The sequence below is a fragment of the Pseudomonas sp. 22515 genome, assembly GCF_052044625.1.
In the GTDB taxonomy this organism is placed as follows: Bacteria; Pseudomonadota; Gammaproteobacteria; order Pseudomonadales; family Pseudomonadaceae; genus Aquipseudomonas; species Aquipseudomonas alloputida.
This window is the reverse complement of the sequence record NZ_JBQENN010000008.1, coordinates 82,996-100,240: the sequence shown is the minus strand read 5'-3', so window position 1 is coordinate 100,240 and position 17,245 is coordinate 82,996. Positions and strand designations below refer to the sequence as shown.

Sequence of the window (17,245 nt, the reverse complement as noted above, 5' to 3'; positions counted from 1 at the left end):
TTCACCTGTATCTGGGGATGCGGATGTAAAGAGCGGGAGTATAACCTGATTCGCCTCGCCCTCTACTCATTGGAGCCTTATGCCACGCTGCTTTTGGTGTACCGACGATCCGTTGTACCAGGCCTACCACGACCAGGAATGGGGGATGCCACAGCGCGACCCGGCGTTGCTCTTCGAGATGCTTTTGCTCGAAGGGTTCCAGGCAGGGCTTTCATGGATTACCGTTTTGCGCAAACGCGAGCGTTATCGCCAGGTGATGTACGGCTTCGACCCCGTGAAGCTGGCGGCCATGGGCGACGAACGCATCGAAGAATTGATGCAGGATGCAGGCATCATCCGCAATCGCCTCAAGCTCAAGGCTGCGCGGCGCAACGCCCAGGCCTGGCTGGCTGTGGATAACCCTGCCGAATGGCTGTGGTCGTTCGTCGGCGGCTCGCCGAAGATCAACCACTTCAAGGCGCGCGGCGACGTGCCAGCTGTTACCGATGAAGCCAAGGCAATGAGCAAGGCCTTGCAGAAAGCTGGCTTCACGTTCGTCGGTCCGACCATCTGCTACGCCTTCATGCAGGCCACCGGCATGGTCATGGACCACACCACCGACTGCGATCGCTACGCCGCCTTGTTGCGCTGAGGGGTTACAATGCGCGCCTTGCTGAAATAAGGAATTCGCCTGTGGAAAAGTTCAAGGGCGCCCTGATGGTCGGGGTGCTGCGCCTGTTTGCCAAGCTGCCCTGGGGCGCTGTGCAGCGTGTCGGCGCCGGTATTGGCTGGCTGATGTGGAAAATCCCCAACAGTTCGCGCAACGTGGTACGGATCAACCTGGCCAAGTGCTTCCCGGAGATGGACCCGGTTGCCCGTGAGCAACTGGTGGGCCAGGCGCTGCGGGATATCGGTAAATCCTTTGTCGAAAGTGCCTGTGCCTGGATCTGGCCGCCACAACGCTCGCTGGAGCTGGTCAAGGAAGTGCATGGCCTGGAAGTGCTGGAGCAGGCTTTGGCCTCAGGTAAAGGGGTGGTCGGCATCACCAGCCACCTGGGCAACTGGGAAGTGTTGAACCACTTCTACTGCAACCAGTGCAAACCGATCATCTTCTACCGCCCGCCGAAGCTGAAGGCGGTGGATGATCTGCTGCGCGAGCAGCGCGTGCAGATGGGCAATCGCGTGGCACCGTCGACCAAGGAAGGCATCCTCAGCGTGATCAAGGAAGTGCGCCGTGGTGGCCAGGTGGGTATTCCTGCCGACCCGGAGCCGGCGGAATCGGCGGGCGTGTTCGTACCGTTCCTCGGCACCCAGGCGCTGACCAGCAAGTTCGTGCCGAACATGCTGGCCGGTGGCAAGGCGGTAGGTGTGTTCCTGCATGCGCTGCGGTTGCCGGATGGCTCGGGCTTCAAGGTGTTCCTGGAGGCGGCGCCAGAGGAGATGTACAGCACCGACGTGAATGTGTCGGCGGCGGCGATGAGCAAGGTGGTCGAGCGCTATGTGCGCGAGTACCCCAGCCAGTACATGTGGAGCATGAAGCGCTTCAAGAAGCGCCCGGCTGGCGAGCCGCGCTGGTATTAAGCCATTCACCGCCCTCTGGTAGGAGCGGGTTTNCCCGCTCCTACAGGGACCGCGTCAACCCGCTGCTCTGTTGAGCTTCTTCAGGAATACGGTCATTTCTTTTTCGGCCTGCTTGTCACCATGGGCCTGCGCCGCCACGATCCCGTCTTCCCACGCCTTGCGCGCCGCCGCCAGGTCGCCCTGCAACTGATAGGCCTTGCCCAGCAGCTTCCATGCTGCCGAGTATTTCGGATCCTGCTCTACACAGCGCGCCAGGTGCACCGCTGCTTCAGCGCCGTTGCCTTCATCCAGCCAGGCCTTGCCCAGGCCAAACCTCAGCAGCGGGTTATCCACACCTTTGGCCAGCATCTTCTCCAGCGATTCGCGCATGCCCTCTTCTCCTAGAAGAAACTCAAGCCGACGTGGAACAGCTTCTCCACATCACGAATGTGCTTTTTATCCACAACGAACAGGATCACATGGTCACCCGATTCGATCACGGTGTCGTCGTGGGCAATCATCACCTCTTCGTCACGGATGATCGCGCCGATGGTGGTTCCCGGTGGCAGGGCAATGTTCTCGATCGCCTTGCCGACCACCTTGCTCGACTTCGAATCGCCATGTGCCACCGCCTCGATCGCTTCGGCCGCACCACGGCGCAGCGAGTGCACACTGACGATGTCGCCGCGACGGACGTGCGCCAGCAGGGTACCGATGGTAGCCAGCTGCGGGCTGATGGCAATGTCGATATCGCCGCCCTGCACCAGGTCGACATAAGCCGGGTTGTTGATGATGGTCATCACCTTGCCTGCGCCCAGGCGCTTGGCCAGCAGCGACGACATGATGTTGGCTTCGTCATCGTTGGTCAGGGCCAGGAAAATATCGGCGTCGGCGATGTTCTCTTCGAGCATCAGGTCTTTGTCCGAAGCGCTGCCCTGCAGCACTACCGTGCTTTCGAGGGTATCGGAGAGGTGCCGACAACGCGCCGGGCTCATCTCGATGATCTTCACCTGATATCGGCTTTCGATGGCTTCCGCCAGGCGCTCGCCGATCTGCCCGCCGCCCGCGATGACAATGCGTTTATTGGTCTCGTCGATGCGGCGCAGTTCGCCCATCACCGCACGGATATCCTTCTTCGCGGCAATGAAGAACACCTCGTCGTCGGCTTCGATCACCGTGTCGCCACGCGGGGTGATCGGCCGGTCGCGGCGGAAGATGGCTGCCACTCGGGTGTCGACGTTGGGCATATGCGCACGGATCTGGCGCAATTGCTGGCCGACCAGCGGGCCGCCATAGTAGGCCTTCACTGCCACGAGCTGGGCCTTGCCCTCGGCGAAGTCGATCACCTGCAGCGAGCCTGGGTGTTCGATCAGGCGCTTGATGTAATTGGTCACCACCTGCTCGGGGCTGATCAGAACGTCGACCGGGATATGGTCGTTGTCGAACAGCTCTTCGCGGGTCAGGTAGGACGATTCGCGCACCCGTGCAATCTTGGTCGGGGTATGGAACAGCGAATAGGCCACCTGGCAGGCAACCATGTTGGTCTCGTCACTGTTGGTTACTGCCACCAGCATGTCGGCGTCGTCGGCACCGGCCTGACGCAGCACCGTCGGCAGTGAGCCGCGGCCCTGGACGGTGCGGATGTCCAGGCGGTCGCCAAGGTCGCGCAGGCGGTCGCCGTCGGTGTCGACCACGGTAATGTCGTTGGCTTCGCTGGCCAGGTGTTCAGCCAGCGTACCGCCTACCTGCCCTGCGCCGAGGATGATGATCTTCATGCGCTACTCCCTATCCTTTGTTCTTATCCGCGCGAGGCGGCGATCTTGATCAGCTTGGCATAGTAGAAACCGTCGTGACCGCCTTCCTGGGCCAGCAGCTGACGGCCGTGGGGCTGGCGCAGGCCGGCTTCGGTCGCCAGGTCCAGCTCACGGGCGCCCGGGGTGCGGGCGAGGAAGGCTTTGATCACTTCAGTGTTTTCGGTCGGCAAGCTGGAGCAGGTGGCGTATAGCAGCATGCCGCCCACTTCCAAGGTCGGCCACAGGGCATCGAGCAGCTCGCCTTGCAGCGTGGCCAAAGCCGGGATGTCGTCGGCTTGGCGGGTCAGCTTGATGTCCGGGTGGCGGCGAATCACGCCGGTGGCCGAGCACGGCGCGTCGAGCAGAATGCGCTGGAATGGCTTGCCGTCCCACCAGCTGGCAGTGTCGCGGGCATCGCAGGCGATCAGCTCGGCGTCCAGCTGCAGGCGGTCGAGGTTTTCTCGCACGCGGGTCAGCCGCTTGGCTTCGAGATCGATGGCCACCATGTGCGCCAGGCCAGCCTCGGCCTCCAGCAGGTGGCAGGTTTTGCCGCCCGGTGCGCAGCAAGCATCGAGCACGCGTTGACCGGGGGCCAGTTCCAGCAGGTCGGCAGATAGCTGCGCAGCTTCGTCCTGCACGCTCACCCAGCCTTCGGCGAAGCCTGGCAGGCCGCGCACGTCGCAGGCTTCGGCCAGCACGATGCCATCCCGGCTGTACTGGCATGCGCTGGCGCCGATGCCGGCTTCGGCCAGCAGTGCCAGGTAGGCATCGCGGCTATGGTGACGGCGATTGACCCGCAGAATCATCGGTGGGTGGGCATTGTTGGCGGCGCAGATGGCTTCCCACTGCTCTGGCCAGAAAGCTTTCAGCGCTTTTTGCAGCCAGCGCGGGTGCGCGGTACGCACCACCGGGTCGCGCTCCATGCCGGCGAGCAGCTCCTCGCCTTCGCGCTGTGCACGGCGCAGTACGGCATTGAGCAGGCCCTTGGCCCACGGCTTCTTCAGTTTCTCGGCACAGCCCACGGTCTCGCCGATGGCGGCATGGGCCGGAATGCGCGTGTAGAACAGCTGGTACAGGCCGACCAGCAGCAGCGCCTGAACATCGGCATCGGCTGCTTTGAAGGGTTTTTGCAGCAGCTGTGCGGCCAGCAGGTCGAGGCGTGGCTGCCAGCGTGCGGTACCGAACGCCAGGTCCTGGGTCAGGCCGCGGTCGCGTTCATCTACCTTGTCCAGTTGCGCCGGCAGCGAGCTGTTCAGCGAAGCCTTGCCGCTGAGCACAGCAGCAAGCGCACGGGCGGCGGCGAGGCGTGGGTTCATTGGCCCAGCACCTTGCCGGCGGCGAACTTCTCGCGGCGGCTGTTGAACAGGTCACTGAAGCTCAATGCCTTGCCGCCAGGCAGTTGCAGGCGGGTCAGGCTCAGGGCTTGGTCACCGCACGCAACTACGAGGCCGTCCTTGCTGGCGGAAAGTATCTCGCCCGGGGCGCCTTGGCCTGTGGACAGGTTGGCGGCCAGCACCTTGACGCTTTCACCGTCCAGCATGCTGTGGCACACCGGCCATGGGTTGAAGGCGCGGATCAGGCGTTCCAGCTCGACGGCCGGGCGGGTCCAGTCGATACGCGCTTCGTCCTTGTTCAGTTTGTGCGCGTAGGTGGCCAGGGCATCGTCCTGTATTTCGCCTTGCAGCGAACCGTCAGCCAGGCCGGCGATGGCCTGAACGACTGCGGGCGGGCCCATTTCGGCCAGGCGATCGTGCAAGGTGCCGCCGGTGTCCTCGGCGCTGATCGGGGTGACGACCTTGAGCAGCATCGGCCCGGTGTCCAGGCCGGCCTCCATGCGCATCACGGTCACGCCGCTTTCGGCGTCGCCGGCTTCCACGGCACGCTGGATCGGCGCGGCACCGCGCCAGCGTGGCAGCAGGGAAGCGTGGCTGTTGATGCAACCCAGGCGCGGGATATCCAGCACCACCTGCGGCAGGATCAGGCCGTAGGCGACCACTACCATCAGGTCTGGTTTCAGTGCGGCCAGTTCGGCCTGCGCATCGGCATTGCGCAGGGTCTGCGGCTGGAACACCGGGATGTCATGGGCCACGGCCAGTGCCTTGACCGCACTTGGCATCAGCTTTTGGCCACGGCCGGCCGGGCGGTCGGGCTGGGTGTAGACGGCCACGATCTCGTAGGGGCTGTCGAGCAGGGCCTTGAGGTGTTCGGCGGCAAACTCTGGAGTGCCTGCAAAGACGATGCGCATGGAGTTCTCGCTTCAAAAAAGAAAAAGGCTTGCCGGAGCAAGCCTTCAGGAAGGTGGGGATCAGGCTTGCTGGCGATGCTGCTTTTCCAGCTTCTTCTTGATCCGGTCGCGCTTGAGCTGCGACAGGTAGTCGACGAACAGCTTGCCGTTGAGGTGATCGAATTCGTGCTGTACGCACACCGCCAGCAGGCCTTCGCATTCCAGTTCGAATGGCTTGCCGTCGCGGTCCTGGGCCTTGACCCGGACACGCAGCGGACGGTCGACGTTCTCGTAGAAGCCCGGTACCGACAGGCAGCCCTCCTGGTACTGGCCCATGTCATGGGTCAGCTCTTCGACCGACGGGTTGATGAAGACGCGCGGTTCGCTGCGGTCTTCGCTGAGGTCCATGACCACAACCTGCTTGTGCACGTTCACCTGGGTAGCGGCCAGGCCGATGCCAGGGGCTTCGTACATGGTTTCAAACATGTCGTCGATCAGCTGACGCAGGGCGTCGTCGAACTCCGTCACCGGTTTGGCGAGGGTGCGCAGGCGCGGGTCCGGGAATTCGAGAATGTTCAAGATGGCCATAAGGTCAGGCAGTCACTGTGCGTTCGGTTGAAAACTGAGCACACATAATAAAGGGAAACGGGGATTTCGGCACCTGGCAAGCTCGTCTAGGGTGACTATGGGCTTGATAGCCCCCAATCAATGGACAGCTTTTCAAAGTGTTACTCACAGAGTTATCCACAGGTTGTGCCACATAGATGGCCCTGTTTCGATCAAGGACGATCCCCATGCCCAGTTACCATTCGTCGCTCTGCCCGCCTGCTGAACTGGAGGCCCGATTACGCCTGCATCGCTTGCCCGAGACAGGATTGCGACGTTTTCGCACCTTGCTGGATGCGTTCGGCAGCGCCTCTAGTGCGCTTAGCGCTCCCGGTTCGGCCTGGCGAGCGTTGGGCATCCCCCAAGCCACCATCGATGCCCGGCGCAGTGCCGAGGTACGCGAGGGCGCGCTCGCCGCAATGGCCTGGTTAGAGCGCCCTGGCCAGCATTTGCTGATGTGGGACGGCCCAGACTACCCAGCCTTGCTGGCAGAAATCGACGATGCTCCGCCGCTGCTTTTTGTCGCTGGCGAACCTGCCTTGCTCGATCGTCCTCAGCTGGCGATCGTGGGCAGCAGACGTGCCACACCCCCGGCGCTCGACACCGCCCGGGCATTTTCCCGCTACCTCGCGCAGGCTGGTTTCACCATCACCAGCGGGCTGGCGGTAGGTGTCGACGGTGCCGCTCATCGGGCCGCGTTGCAGGCCGGTGGGTGCACGATTGCCGTACTCGGTACGGGGCTGCAAAAACTTTATCCACAGCGCCATCAAGAGCTTGCGCAGGCGATGATCGACAACGGCAGTGCGCTGGTTTCCGAGTATCCGCTGGACGCCGGGCCACTGCCCGGCAACTTCCCACGGCGCAACCGCATCATCAGTGGCCTGTCGCTAGGTGTACTGGTGGTTGAGGCGAGCCTCGCCAGTGGCTCGCTGATCACGGCGCGCCTGGCCGCAGAGCAAGGCCGTGAGGTGTACGCCATTCCGGGCTCCATTCATCACCCGGGGGCCAAGGGCTGCCACCAGCTGATTCGTGATGGGGCGCTGCTGGTGGAAACTGTGGAGCAGATCCTGGAAAGCTTGCAGGGCTGGCAGAACCTGCCGCCTGCGGTTGTGGACAGGTTCGACCACCCCCTGCTCGCCCTGCTGCATGCCGCACCCCAGACCAGTGAAAGCCTGGCCCACTGCAGCGAGCAGCCGCTGGCCGACGTGCTGGCGCAGTTGACCGAGCTGGAGCTGGAAGGCCGGGTCAGCAATGAAGCCGGGCGTTGGTTTGCCCGCGCGGGCTAAGTACACTGCGCACAAGCAAGGTATTCAGGCGGAGAAACAGCAATGGTGAGCAGTTTTCGTGTGCAACAAGCCGCACGTGAGATCCGGGCGGGCGCAGTAATCGCCTACCCGACGGAAGCGGTCTGGGGCCTGGGCTGCGACCCATGGAACGAGGACGCGGTGTATCGCCTGCTGGCGCTGAAGTCGCGTCCTGTGGATAAAGGGCTGATTCTGATCGCTGACAATATCCGTCAGTTCGACTTCCTGTTCGAGGACTTCCCCGAAGACTGGATCGACCGCATGGGCAGCACCTGGCCGGGGCCGAACACCTGGCTGGTGCCGCACCAGGACCTGTTGCCCGAATGGGTGACCGGGCAGCATGACACGGTGGCGCTGCGGGTCAGTGATCACCCGGTGGTGCGTGAGCTGTGCGCGCTGGTGGGGCCGCTGATTTCCACCTCGTGCAACCCTGGCGGGCGCCCGGCGGCGAAGACCCGCTTGCGGGTTGAGCAGTACTTCCATGGCCAGTTGGACCTGGTGCTTGGCGGTGCGCTGGGCGGGCGGAAAAACCCGAGTGTGATTCGCGACCTGGCAACCGGCGAAGTCGTTCGCCCGGGTTGATACCTATCCACAGGCCTGGCTCGGGACTCGGGCCCCTGTGGGCATGCCCACAGGTTAGGGCCAAATCCACCGCAGGGTTTTCTGATTTTTACCAAAATGTCTGTCCAGCTGGGCACTTCGGAAATATCCTACGAATCGCGTCTCCTTCCATCACCTTCTAAGTGGGAACCTCTGCCTCTAGGCTCTATCCGTCGCCGAATAACTTGGCGATCGGGTGTGGTAGCCCGGACGCATTTTTTCCATGACAGTCTATGGTGGCTGTGCGTGGGAGGCTTTCGAGCCTGCCTGGATTGGAAAATGCCCGGGTCTACCACCTCGCGTACAGTCGCCACCCATTCACGTGGTAGTGAGGGTTGGCGGCCTTGAGGAGCATTTTCCAATGATGAAGAAAATAGTCCCCGATCCACCTCTCCCATGCACCTCCACCCGCCCCTTCGGCCGCTGCGATGCCGGCCACGATCCACTCTTCACCGTCAACCCAAACATTTCTGCCGAGGACGCTCTGGTCCACGTAGCCCTGTACCTGCGCAGCGCTTACGAAACCGGCTACAAAGCTTTGGACTACATGCGTGAAGAAGGCCGTGGCATGTTCTGGTCGAACCTGCATGCGATTGAGATGGCAGAGGGTGTGATCGAGGCGATACTCGATGGCATCGAGTCGACTCCACCGCTGACAAACCGACCCTCACAGGCATAGCGAAGCTATCGAAGCCGACGCAGTACCTGTGGGAGCGGGCTTGCCCGCGAACACCGGCAAAGCCGGTGCCATCCATCGCGGTGGCTTCTTCGCGGGTAAACCCGCTCCTACATGGATGTGTGTGGCTCAGGGGATTAGTACAGTCGATCCTACAGTCCGCCGCGCCGACAGCTCTGCCTGCGCCTTGGCCGCCTCGCTCAGTGGATACCGCTGCTGGATGTCCACAACCAGCTTCCCGCTCGCAATCATCGCAAACAGGTCATCGGCCATGGCCTGAGTGTTCTCGGCATTGTTGGCATAGGTGGCCAAGGTCGGCCGGGTGACATACAGCGAGCCCTTCTGCGCCAGGATCCCCAGGTTCACCCCGCTCACCGCACCGGAAGCATTGCCAAAGCTCACCATCAACCCACGCGGGCGCAGGCAGTCCAGCGAGGTCAGCCAGGTGTCGGCACCCACGCCGTCGTACACCACCGGGCATTTCTTACCGTCGGTCAGCTCCAGTACGCGCTTGGCCACATCTTCACGGCTGTAGTCGATGGTCGCCCAAGCCCCCAGCGCCTTGGCCCGTTCGGCCTTCTCGGCAGAGCTCACGGTGCCGATCAGCTTGGCGCCCAGGGCCTTGGCCCATTGGCAAGCCAGCGACCCTACACCACCGGCTGCGGCATGGAACAGGATCACATCACCCGCCTTCACCTCATAGGTCTGCTTCAGCAGGTACTGTACGGTCAAACCCTTGAGCATCACCGCTGCCGCCTGCTCGAAGCTGATGGTGTCCGGCAGCTTGACCAGGTTGGCTTCCGGTAGCGTATGCACCTCGCTGTAGGCGCCCAGCGGGCCGCCGGCATGTGCCACACGGTCTCCTACCTTCAGCCGGGACACGCCTTCGCCCACGGCCTCTACCACACCTGCCGCTTCGGTACCTAGGCCAGAAGGCAGGGACGGCGGCGCATACAGCCCGCTTCGGAAGTAGGTGTCGATGAAGTTCAGGCCGATCGCATGGTTACGCACACGCACCTGCTGTGGCCCGGGCGGGGTGGGTTCGAATTCCACAAACTGCAGCACTTCCGGGCCGCCATGCTGGCTGAACTGGATACGCTTGGCCATCTCGCACTCCTGTAGTCGGGATCGGGAAAGGCCTTCTATCGGACGCCTTTGCTTGGTCGTCGTCAACTGCGGCGCGCGCGCTGGCGGTGGTATGCTACGCGGCGAATTCTTCCCTGCCCGTTCCTGGTGACCCGATGACTAGCCGCACCGAGGCCGTGAAAGCCTACCTGCTCGACCTGCAAGACCGCATCTGCTCTGCCCTCGAAACAGAAGACGGCGGTGCCCGCTTCGTCGAGGACGCCTGGGTGCGCGAAGCCGGTGGCGGGGGCCGCACGCGGGTGATCGGCGACGGTAAGGTGATCGAGAAAGGCGGGGTCAACTTCTCCCATGTGTTTGGTGCCGGCCTGCCTCCCTCGGCCAGCGCCCACCGCCCCGAGCTGGCAGGCCGTGGCTTCGAAGCCTTGGGCGTGTCGCTGGTGATACACCCGTACAACCCGCATGTGCCGACTTCCCACGCCAACGTTCGCTTCTTCATCGCCGAAAAGGAAGGTGAAGAGGCCGTATGGTGGTTCGGCGGCGGCTTTGACCTGACGCCATACTATGGCAACGAAGAAGACTGCGTTCACTGGCACCGAGTGGCCGAGCAGGCCTGCGCGCCGTTTGGCGCCGATGTGTACCCACGCTACAAGGCCTGGTGCGACCGCTACTTCCACCTCAAGCACCGTGGTGAGCCACGTGGTATCGGCGGCTTGTTCTTCGATGACCTGAACGAGTGGGACTTCGACACGTGCTTCGCCTTCATCCGCGCCATCGGCGATGCCTACATCAACGCCTACCTGCCGATCGTCCAGCGCCGCAAAGACACGCCTTACACCCCGCAACAGCGCGAGTTCCAGGAATACCGCCGCGGCCGCTACGTGGAGTTCAATCTGGTCTACGACCGTGGCACCCTGTTCGGCCTGCAATCCGGTGGCCGTACCGAGTCCATCCTCATGTCGCTGCCGCCTCAGGTGCGCTGGGGCTACGACTGGAAGGCTGCACCCGGCAGCGAAGAAGCGCGCCTGACCGAGTATTTCCTGCAGGACCGCGACTGGCTCGGCCAGTAAGCCTGTGGATAACCAAGGAGCCGTCATGGACCAGTACGTCGTTTTTGGTAACCCCATCGGCCACAGCAAGTCGCCGCTGATCCACCGCCTGTTCGCCGAGCAGACCGGTCAGGACCTGGAATATGCCACGCTGCTGGCGCCGTTGGACGAGTTCAGCGACTGCGCGCGCGGCTTCTTCAAGCAAGGCAGTGGCGGTAATGTCACCGTGCCGTTCAAGGAAGAGGCCTACCGCCTGTGCGACAGCCTGACCCCGCGTGCCCGGCGCGCAGGCGCAGTGAACACGCTGAGCAAGCTGGCTGATGGCACCCTGCAGGGCGACAACACCGACGGCGCTGGCCTGGTGCGCGACCTGACGGTGAATGCCGGGGTCGAGCTGGCTGGCAAGCGCATTCTCATCCTCGGTGCCGGTGGCGCCGTGCGCGGCGTGCTGGAGCCTATTCTGGCGCACAAGCCGCAGTCGCTGGTGATTGCCAACCGTACCGTGGAAAAGGCCGAGCAGCTGGCGCGCGAGTTCGATGAACTGGGGCCGGTGGTGGCCAGCGGGTTTGCCTGGTTGCAGGAACCTGTGGATGTGATCATCAACGCCACCTCGGCGAGCCTGGCCGGGGAGTTGCCGACTATTGCCGACAGCCTGGTCGAGGCGGGTCGTACGGTTTGCTACGACATGATGTATGGCAAGGAGCCGACGCCGTTTTGCCAGTGGGCTACCAAGCTGGGGGCTGCCAAGGTATTGGATGGGCTGGGGATGCTGGCTGAGCAGGCGGCTGAGGCCTTCTTTATCTGGCGTGGCGTGAGGCCGGATACGGCGCCGGTGTTGGCTGAACTGCGCCGGCAACTCGCTCGGGGCTGAGATGGCCGGGGCCGCTTTGCGGCCCTATCGCGNCGATAGGGCTGCAAAGCAGCCCCAGGACCCAACCTCATTCCTCAAACCGGATCGGGCACAACTCCACCCCTTCCAGCTTCTGCAACTCCTCGATCACTTGGGGCCTGGCCCGGTGCAAGGTCAAACTCCCCCCCAATCGCCGCAACCTTCGTGCCTCACGGTGCAACATATCCACACCCGAGTAATCGATGAAATTCACCTGCCGGGCATCGATCACTACATGCGGCCCTTGGCAGCGCTGCAAGCGCACCTGCAGGTAATGCGCCGCACCAAAGAAAATCGACCCACCTACCCGCAAGACATCCGCGTCCCCTTCACGGCTTTGTTGGATCCGTGGTCGTGAGGTGCGCTTCAAATAGAAGAACAGCGAAGCCAGCACCCCGGCATAGATGGCCGTCTGCAGCTCCAGCAGCAATGTCGCTGCAGCCGTCAGCGCCATCACCAGAAACTCCGAGCGGCTGACCCGGAACAATGCACGGATCCCTCGGTGGTCCACCAACCCCCAGCAGATCAGCAAAATGCTGCCGGCCATTGCCGGTATCGGCAGGTGCGCGATCAGGCCGGCGCCGGTCACGGCGAACAACGCCACCCACAGCGCAGAAAACACCCCGGCCATCGGTGAGCGGGCGCCCGCCTCGTAGCTCAGGCCCGAGCGGGTGAAGGAGCCGGCAGACAGGTAACCAGAGAAAAATGCACCGGCAATGTTCGACAGGCCCTGTGCGCGTATTTCCTGGTCCGGGTCGATCAGCTGTTCTGAACGTGCCGATAGCGAGCGGGCAATCGACAGGCTGGTGACCAACCCCAGCATGCCTACCGCAACGGCGCTGGGCAGTAAACGCAGCATGAGCTCCACGTCCAGCAAAGGCAGCGGGCTGAAAGGCGGGAGTTGCCCGGTGAACGCTGCCACCCGCGGCACATGGCCAAAGAAGCCCGGCAACAGCCAGGCCAGCAAGCTGACCAGGATCAGGCTTATCAACAGGCTCGGCCAGCGTGGGCGCCAGAGCTTGAAGGCCATGCCGATCACTACGGTGGCCAGGCCCAGCAGCAAGGAAGGCAAGTCGACCTCGCCTGCGTGGCTGGCCAGGTCTTGCACGGTCTTCAGCGCGGTGGCCTGGCTGGGCAGGGCCATGCCCAGCAGGTTGGGTAGCTGGCCCAAGGCAATGACGATGGCGGCACCCAGCGTGAAGCCGAGCACCACGGAATGGGAGACGAAGTTGACCAGCGCGCCGAAGCGCAACAGCCCGAGCAGCAGCTGGAAAATGCCGCCAAGGAAGGTCAGCAGCAACACCAGCGTGATGTAGTCAGCGCTACCGGCCACGGCCAGCGGGCTGATGCTGGCGTAGAGCACGATGGAAATGGCAGCGGTCGGGCCGCAGATCAGGTGCCAGGAAGAGCCCCACAGGCAGGCGATCAGTACCGGCACGATGGCGGCGTAAAGCCCGTATTCGGCGGGCAGGCCGGCGATCAGGGCGTAGGCGATGGATTGCGGCAGGGCGAGGATGGCGCCGCTCAGGCCTACCAGCAGGTCCTGGCGCAGGCTGCGGCCCGATTGGCGGGGAAGCCAGCTGAGGAAGGGCAGCAGTAAAGAGAGGCGATGCATGGGTTATCCACAATCCTTAAGGGGTCGCCAAGCCCTGTGGGAGCGGGCATGCCCGCGAAAAAGCCAACGCGTTGCTTGGCACCGGCTTCGCCGGTGTTCGCGGGCGCGCCCGCTCCCACAGGGTTGGTGTGTTGCTTTGTGAGATTACAGTTTGGCTTTGACGGCCTCCAGGGCATCACCATCGGCCTTGGTGGTAACCCCGGCCAACCACCCATCCAACCGTTCAGGGTGCGCTTTCACCCAGGCCTTGGCCGCTTCATCGAAGCTGATCTTCTTGTCCACAACCTCTGCCATGATGCTGTTTTCCATGTCCAGTGTGAACTTGAGGTTACCTAGCAGCTTCGCCGCATTCGGGCAGGCTTGTGGATAACCCTTGCGCGTCAGCGTGTATACCTCGCCCTTGCTGCCGAACCATTTTTCCCCACCGGTCAGGTAATGCATTTTCAGTTTCACGTTCATCGGGTGCGGGGTCCAGCCAAGGAAGGTGATGAATTGCTGCTTCTTCACCGCCCGGTCGACCTGAGCCAGCATCGCCTGCTCGCTGGACTCCACCAGCTTCCACGGGCCGAGGTTGAATTCATTCTCTTCGATGATTTTCTTGAGTGACAGGTTGGCCGGGGCGCCGGAGCCGATTCCGTACAGTTTTTTGTCGAACTGCCCGGCGTGTTTTTGCAGGTCAGCGAAGTCCTTCACCCCGGCATTCCACACATAGTCGGGCACTGCGAGGGTGAACTCGGTTCCCTCCAGGTTGCGCGACAGCTGCTGCACGTCGCCGTTGGCGATGAACTTGTCATGGAAGCCTTGCTGCGCCGGCATCCAGTTGCCGAGGAAGGCGTCAACCTGGCCGTCCTTGAGGCCGCCGTAGATGATCGGTACGGCCAGACTGTCGATCTTCACCTGGTAACCCAGGCTTTCCAGTAACAGGCGTGCCACGGCATTGGTCGAGGCAATATCACTCCAGCCGGGGTCGGCCATTTTCACGGTACTGCATTGCGCATCGCTGTCTGCGGCGTGGGCCGTGGTGGCGCTCAGGGCCAGGACGAACACGGCGGCGGAGAACTTGTGCATGGCGGCCTCTCTTCTCAATCCAGGGGGGCGGGCTGTGGATAACGTGCCTTGCGCTCGAGGTCATCGAGATCGATGTGGTTGCGCATGTACTGTTGGCTGGCGTCCACCAGTGGTTGGTGATCCCAGCTTTTCAGCTTGCCGATGGCCAGCGCTTCGGCCACCAGCCGGCGGCGGCGCTGGCTGGCCAGCACTTGCTGGCGCAGGCTGGGGATGTCCCAGCGCTGTTGTGCTTCATCGACAAATGCCTGCAGCAGCACCTGGTGGTCCGGGCTGCCGGTGAGGTTCTCCCGCTCGTGCGGGTCGCGGCTCAGGTCATAGAGTAGGCATGGGTCGTCTTCGCTGTACACGAACTTGTAGGGCCCGCGGCGGATCATCATCAGCGGGCCGACGGTGCCTTCGGCCATATACTCGCCGATCACCTCGTCGTGACCGCCCTGCCCTTGCAGGTGGCCCAGCAGTGAGCGGCCGTCCAGCTGCAGGTCTTTATCCACAGCGCCGCCAGCCAGTTCGACCAAGGTTGGCAACAGGTCGCAGGTCGACACCGAGGCAGTGACCCGGCCCGCTGCGAAGCGCTTCGGCGCATGGATCAGCAGCGGCACCCGCGCCGACATTTCGAACCAATGCATTTTGTACCAGAGGCCACGCTCGCCAAGCATGTCGCCGTGGTCGCCGGAAAACACGATCAGTGTGTCATCGGCCAGGTTGCATTCCTCCAGGGTCTGCAGCAATTGGCCAATATTGTCATCGATATAGCTGCAAGCGCCGAAGTAGGCGCGGCGGGCGTCGCGGACCTTGTCCACAGGCAGCGGCTTGTTCCACAGGTCGTAGACTTTCAGCAGGCGCTGGGAGTGCGGGTCGAGTGCTGCCTGGCTGAACTCGGCACGGGGCATGGGGATATCCACACCTTCGTAGCGGTCCCAGTAGCGTTTGGCAATGGTGTAGGGGTCGTGCGGGTGCGTCATCGAAACGGTCAGGCAAAATGGCCGGCCATCGTTTTCGCGCACATGGTCGTACAGGTACTGGCGCGCCTTGAACACCACCTCCTCGTCGAAATCCAGCTGATTGGTGCGCACGCACGGACCGGCCTGCAGCACCGAGGACATGTTGTGGTACCAGCTTGGACGCACATCGGGTTCGTCCCAGTTCACCGCCCAACCGTAGTCGGCCGGGTAGATGTCGCTGGTCAGGCGTTCTTCGTAGCCGTGCAACTGGTCCGGGCCGCAGAAGTGCATCTTGCCCGACAGCGCGGTGCGGTAGCCCAGGCGACGCAGGTAATGGGCGTAGGTCGGCACATCGGCAGGGAAGTCGGCCGCGTTATCGTAGGCGCCAATGCGGCTGGGCAACTGACCGCTGACCAGGGTGAAGCGTGATGGCGCGCACAGTGGGCTGTTGCAGTAGGCCGAGTCGAACACCACGGCTTGCTCGGCCAGGCGGCCGAGGTGCGGCATCTGGATGGGCGAAGGGCCGTAGATGGGCAGCAAGGGCGCGGCCATCTGGTCGGCCATGATGAACAGGATATTCGGACGCGTCATGGTGGCTCCCATCGTTGAGGGTTATGCGAACTGCTTGCCTACCAAGATGCGACTGTGGATAACATGGGTAAAGCCCATGGCGGGCAATGACTGGGATTAGCCAAGCTTATGTTTGACCACCTTGCCGGGTTGTCGCTGGATACCTTGCGCGTATTCGAGGCTGCTGCGCGCCTGCGTGGCTTTACCGCTGCGGCGCTGGAGTTGGGTACCACGCAGCCGGCAGTGAGCCAGCAGGTGAAGCGCCTGGAGGCACAGTTGGGCACGCGCCTGTTTGACCGCATTTACCGGGGCATCGAGCTGACCGAGGCTGGCCAGGTGCTGTTCGAACAGGTGCATCAGGGGCTGCAGGCCATGGATGACGGTATTGCCCAGGTCAGCGGGCGCGGCCAGCGCGAAGTGCTGCAGGTCGCAACCGACTTTGCCTTTGCGGCGTTCTGGCTGATGCCAAGGCTGCAGCGCTTTCATCAGGCTTATCCACAGGTGGATGTGAGCCTGGTGACGGGTGAGCGCAGCCAGGGCATGTTGCGCCCGGACATCGATGTGGCGGTGCTGTTTGGCGATGGACGCTTTCACCAAGGAGAAAGCCGCTGGCTATTCGATGAGGAAGTGTTCCCGGTGTGCAGCCCCCATCTGATTCATGGCAAAGCCTTGTCAGCTGTGGCTTTGCAACGATTGCCGCTGCTGCATCTGAAGGGCGAGCAGGCCAGCCGCTGGTTTGACTGGGCGGGGGTATTTCGTGGGTTTGGTGTGGACAGCCCACCGCCGGCGGGGCAGTTGCGGTTTGATAACTATACCTTGCTGATTCAGGCAGCGATTGCCGGGCAAGGGGTGGCGATTGGCTGGGCTCACCTGGTGGATGGATTGGTGGAGCAAGGGTTGCTGTGTCGGCCGCTGGAGGGGAGCTTGCGCTCGGAACGCGGCTATTACGCAGTTTTGCCGCCGCGCAAGCGGCGGGGAGCGTTGATCGAGCGGTTCGTCGATTGGTTGGAGCAGGAGCGCAGCCTTTGAGATTTTGGGGCCGCTTTGCGGGCCATCGCGACACAAGGCCGCTCCCACAGTGGCACTGCGCACGCCGGCCCATGTGGGGGTCGCTGTGTCGGCCGCTGGAGGGGAGCTTGCGCTCGGAACGCGGCTATTACGCAGTTTTGCCGCCGCGCAAGCGGCGTGGGGCGTTGATCGAGCGGTTCGTGGATTGGTTGGAGCAGGAGCGCAGCCTTTGAGATTTTGGGGCCGCTTTGCGGCCCATCGCGACACAAGGCCGCTCCCA

The 17,245-nt window shown here is 63.0% G+C and carries 17 protein-coding genes and 1 pseudogene; 9 read left to right on the top strand and 9 right to left on the bottom strand.

Annotated features, from left to right (window positions below):
• Positions 1-79: 79 nt before the first annotated feature.
• Complete coding sequence (locus ACTJJN_RS09975) at positions 80-631, top strand: DNA-3-methyladenine glycosylase I (protein WP_003253123.1); 552 nt, start codon at positions 80-82, stop codon at positions 629-631.
• 41 nt (positions 632-672) lie between these two features.
• On the top strand, positions 673-1,560 hold the full coding sequence (locus ACTJJN_RS09970) for a lysophospholipid acyltransferase (protein WP_003253121.1): 888 nt from the start codon (positions 673-675) through the stop codon (positions 1,558-1,560).
• A 54-nt stretch (positions 1,561-1,614) separates the two neighbouring features.
• On the opposite strand, the gene ACTJJN_RS09965 is transcribed toward ACTJJN_RS09970, so the two are convergent.
• Genes ACTJJN_RS09965 through def form a run of 5 tightly spaced genes read right to left on the bottom strand, consistent with a single transcriptional unit; the run spans position 1,615 to position 6,144 of the window.
• Positions 1,615-1,929, bottom strand: coding sequence for a tetratricopeptide repeat protein (locus ACTJJN_RS09965; protein ID WP_003253119.1), 315 nt, complete (start codon positions 1,927-1,929; stop codon positions 1,615-1,617).
• Positions 1,930-1,940: 11 nt separating this feature from the next.
• Positions 1,941-3,314: a Trk system potassium transporter TrkA gene (gene trkA / locus ACTJJN_RS09960; RefSeq protein WP_003253117.1), complete on the bottom strand. Its 1,374-nt coding sequence runs from the start codon at positions 3,312-3,314 to the stop codon at positions 1,941-1,943.
• A 23-nt stretch (positions 3,315-3,337) separates the two neighbouring features.
• Entirely contained in the window at positions 3,338-4,648 is a 1,311-nt protein-coding gene (gene rsmB / locus ACTJJN_RS09955; RefSeq protein ID WP_324737271.1) for a 16S rRNA (cytosine(967)-C(5))-methyltransferase RsmB, read from the bottom strand.
• Complete coding sequence (fmt, locus tag ACTJJN_RS09950; protein WP_003253113.1) at positions 4,645-5,577, bottom strand: methionyl-tRNA formyltransferase; 933 nt, start codon at positions 5,575-5,577, stop codon at positions 4,645-4,647. Before fmt ends, rsmB begins: the two co-directional genes overlap by 4 nt.
• A gap of 60 nt (positions 5,578-5,637) precedes the next feature.
• A complete protein-coding gene (def, locus tag ACTJJN_RS09945; RefSeq protein WP_003253111.1) occupies positions 5,638-6,144 on the bottom strand; it encodes a peptide deformylase in 507 nt (168 codons plus the stop codon).
• Positions 6,145-6,350: 206 nt separating this feature from the next.
• Here def and dprA point away from each other — a divergent pair, with 206 nt between their 5' ends.
• The 3 genes from dprA (at position 6,351) to ACTJJN_RS09930 (ending at position 8,745) form a co-directional block, all read left to right on the top strand.
• Positions 6,351-7,448: a DNA-processing protein DprA gene (gene dprA / locus ACTJJN_RS09940; protein WP_011953121.1), complete on the top strand. Its 1,098-nt coding sequence runs from the start codon at positions 6,351-6,353 to the stop codon at positions 7,446-7,448.
• 42 nt (positions 7,449-7,490) lie between these two features.
• Positions 7,491-8,048 (top strand): L-threonylcarbamoyladenylate synthase, encoded by a 558-nt coding sequence (locus ACTJJN_RS09935; RefSeq protein WP_003253107.1) that lies wholly within the window; start codon positions 7,491-7,493, stop codon positions 8,046-8,048.
• 379 nt (positions 8,049-8,427) lie between these two features.
• Positions 8,428-8,745: a hypothetical protein gene (locus ACTJJN_RS09930; protein ID WP_011953123.1), complete on the top strand. Its 318-nt coding sequence runs from the start codon at positions 8,428-8,430 to the stop codon at positions 8,743-8,745.
• A 126-nt stretch (positions 8,746-8,871) separates the two neighbouring features.
• On the opposite strand, the gene ACTJJN_RS09925 is transcribed toward ACTJJN_RS09930, so the two are convergent.
• Positions 8,872-9,849, bottom strand: coding sequence for an NADPH:quinone reductase (locus ACTJJN_RS09925; RefSeq protein WP_011953124.1), 978 nt, complete (start codon positions 9,847-9,849; stop codon positions 8,872-8,874).
• Positions 9,850-9,983: 134 nt separating this feature from the next.
• On the opposite strand from ACTJJN_RS09925, the gene hemF reads away from it, so the two are divergent.
• Both hemF and aroE read left to right on the top strand, forming a co-directional pair.
• The gene (hemF, locus tag ACTJJN_RS09920) at positions 9,984-10,895 is read left to right on the top strand and encodes an oxygen-dependent coproporphyrinogen oxidase (RefSeq protein ID WP_011953125.1); all 912 of its coding nucleotides are present in this window, start codon (positions 9,984-9,986) and stop codon (positions 10,893-10,895) included.
• A gap of 25 nt (positions 10,896-10,920) precedes the next feature.
• The gene (aroE, locus tag ACTJJN_RS09915; protein WP_440781218.1) at positions 10,921-11,745 is read left to right on the top strand and encodes a shikimate dehydrogenase; all 825 of its coding nucleotides are present in this window, start codon (positions 10,921-10,923) and stop codon (positions 11,743-11,745) included.
• A gap of 67 nt (positions 11,746-11,812) precedes the next feature.
• On the opposite strand, the gene ACTJJN_RS09910 is transcribed toward aroE, so the two are convergent.
• From ACTJJN_RS09910 to betC, 3 genes are all read right to left on the bottom strand, one after another.
• The gene (locus ACTJJN_RS09910) at positions 11,813-13,378 is read right to left on the bottom strand and encodes a SulP family inorganic anion transporter (protein ID WP_440781217.1); all 1,566 of its coding nucleotides are present in this window, start codon (positions 13,376-13,378) and stop codon (positions 11,813-11,815) included.
• 144 nt (positions 13,379-13,522) lie between these two features.
• Positions 13,523-14,446 (bottom strand): choline ABC transporter substrate-binding protein, encoded by a 924-nt coding sequence (gene choX, locus ACTJJN_RS09905; RefSeq protein WP_014754947.1) that lies wholly within the window; start codon positions 14,444-14,446, stop codon positions 13,523-13,525.
• Between the two features lie 14 nt (positions 14,447-14,460).
• On the bottom strand, positions 14,461-15,978 hold the full coding sequence (betC, locus tag ACTJJN_RS09900) for a choline-sulfatase (RefSeq protein WP_011953129.1): 1,518 nt from the start codon (positions 15,976-15,978) through the stop codon (positions 14,461-14,463).
• Between the two features lie 108 nt (positions 15,979-16,086).
• Here betC and ACTJJN_RS09895 point away from each other — a divergent pair, with 108 nt between their 5' ends.
• A complete protein-coding gene (locus ACTJJN_RS09895) occupies positions 16,087-16,986 on the top strand; it encodes a choline sulfate utilization transcriptional regulator (protein WP_014754949.1) in 900 nt (299 codons plus the stop codon).
• Between the two features lie 77 nt (positions 16,987-17,063).
• Positions 17,064-17,198: pseudogene (locus tag ACTJJN_RS09890) on the top strand (choline sulfate utilization transcriptional regulator); the annotation flags it as partial.
• Positions 17,199-17,245: the final 47 nt, after the last annotated feature.

What these genes read in the sequence shown, in the direction of transcription:
- rsmB (WP_324737271.1), bottom strand. Translation starts at nt 4,648, where the DNA reads ATGAACCCACGCCTCGCCGCCGCCCGTGCGCTTGCTGCTGTGCTCAGC.
- trkA (WP_003253117.1), bottom strand. Translation starts at nt 3,314, where the DNA reads ATGAAGATCATCATCCTCGGCGCAGGGCAGGTAGGCGGTACGCTGGCT.
- dprA (WP_011953121.1), top strand. Translation starts at nt 6,351, where the DNA reads ATGCCCAGTTACCATTCGTCGCTCTGCCCGCCTGCTGAACTGGAGGCC.
- ACTJJN_RS09910 (WP_440781217.1), bottom strand. Translation starts at nt 13,378, where the DNA reads ATGCATCGCCTCTCTTTACTGCTGCCCTTCCTCAGCTGGCTTCCCCGC.
- ACTJJN_RS09925 (WP_011953124.1), bottom strand. Translation starts at nt 9,849, where the DNA reads ATGGCCAAGCGTATCCAGTTCAGCCAGCATGGCGGCCCGGAAGTGCTG.
- fmt (WP_003253113.1), bottom strand. Translation starts at nt 5,577, where the DNA reads ATGCGCATCGTCTTTGCAGGCACTCCAGAGTTTGCCGCCGAACACCTC.
- ACTJJN_RS09895 (WP_014754949.1), top strand. Translation starts at nt 16,087, where the DNA reads ATGTTTGACCACCTTGCCGGGTTGTCGCTGGATACCTTGCGCGTATTC.
- ACTJJN_RS09930 (WP_011953123.1), top strand. Translation starts at nt 8,428, where the DNA reads ATGATGAAGAAAATAGTCCCCGATCCACCTCTCCCATGCACCTCCACC.
- choX (WP_014754947.1), bottom strand. Translation starts at nt 14,446, where the DNA reads ATGCACAAGTTCTCCGCCGCCGTGTTCGTCCTGGCCCTGAGCGCCACC.
- ACTJJN_RS09935 (WP_003253107.1), top strand. Translation starts at nt 7,491, where the DNA reads ATGGTGAGCAGTTTTCGTGTGCAACAAGCCGCACGTGAGATCCGGGCG.
- def (WP_003253111.1), bottom strand. Translation starts at nt 6,144, where the DNA reads ATGGCCATCTTGAACATTCTCGAATTCCCGGACCCGCGCCTGCGCACC.
- betC (WP_011953129.1), bottom strand. Translation starts at nt 15,978, where the DNA reads ATGACGCGTCCGAATATCCTGTTCATCATGGCCGACCAGATGGCCGCG.
- ACTJJN_RS09965 (WP_003253119.1), bottom strand. Translation starts at nt 1,929, where the DNA reads ATGCGCGAATCGCTGGAGAAGATGCTGGCCAAAGGTGTGGATAACCCG.
- aroE (WP_440781218.1), top strand. Translation starts at nt 10,921, where the DNA reads ATGGACCAGTACGTCGTTTTTGGTAACCCCATCGGCCACAGCAAGTCG.
- hemF (WP_011953125.1), top strand. Translation starts at nt 9,984, where the DNA reads ATGACTAGCCGCACCGAGGCCGTGAAAGCCTACCTGCTCGACCTGCAA.
- ACTJJN_RS09975 (WP_003253123.1), top strand. Translation starts at nt 80, where the DNA reads ATGCCACGCTGCTTTTGGTGTACCGACGATCCGTTGTACCAGGCCTAC.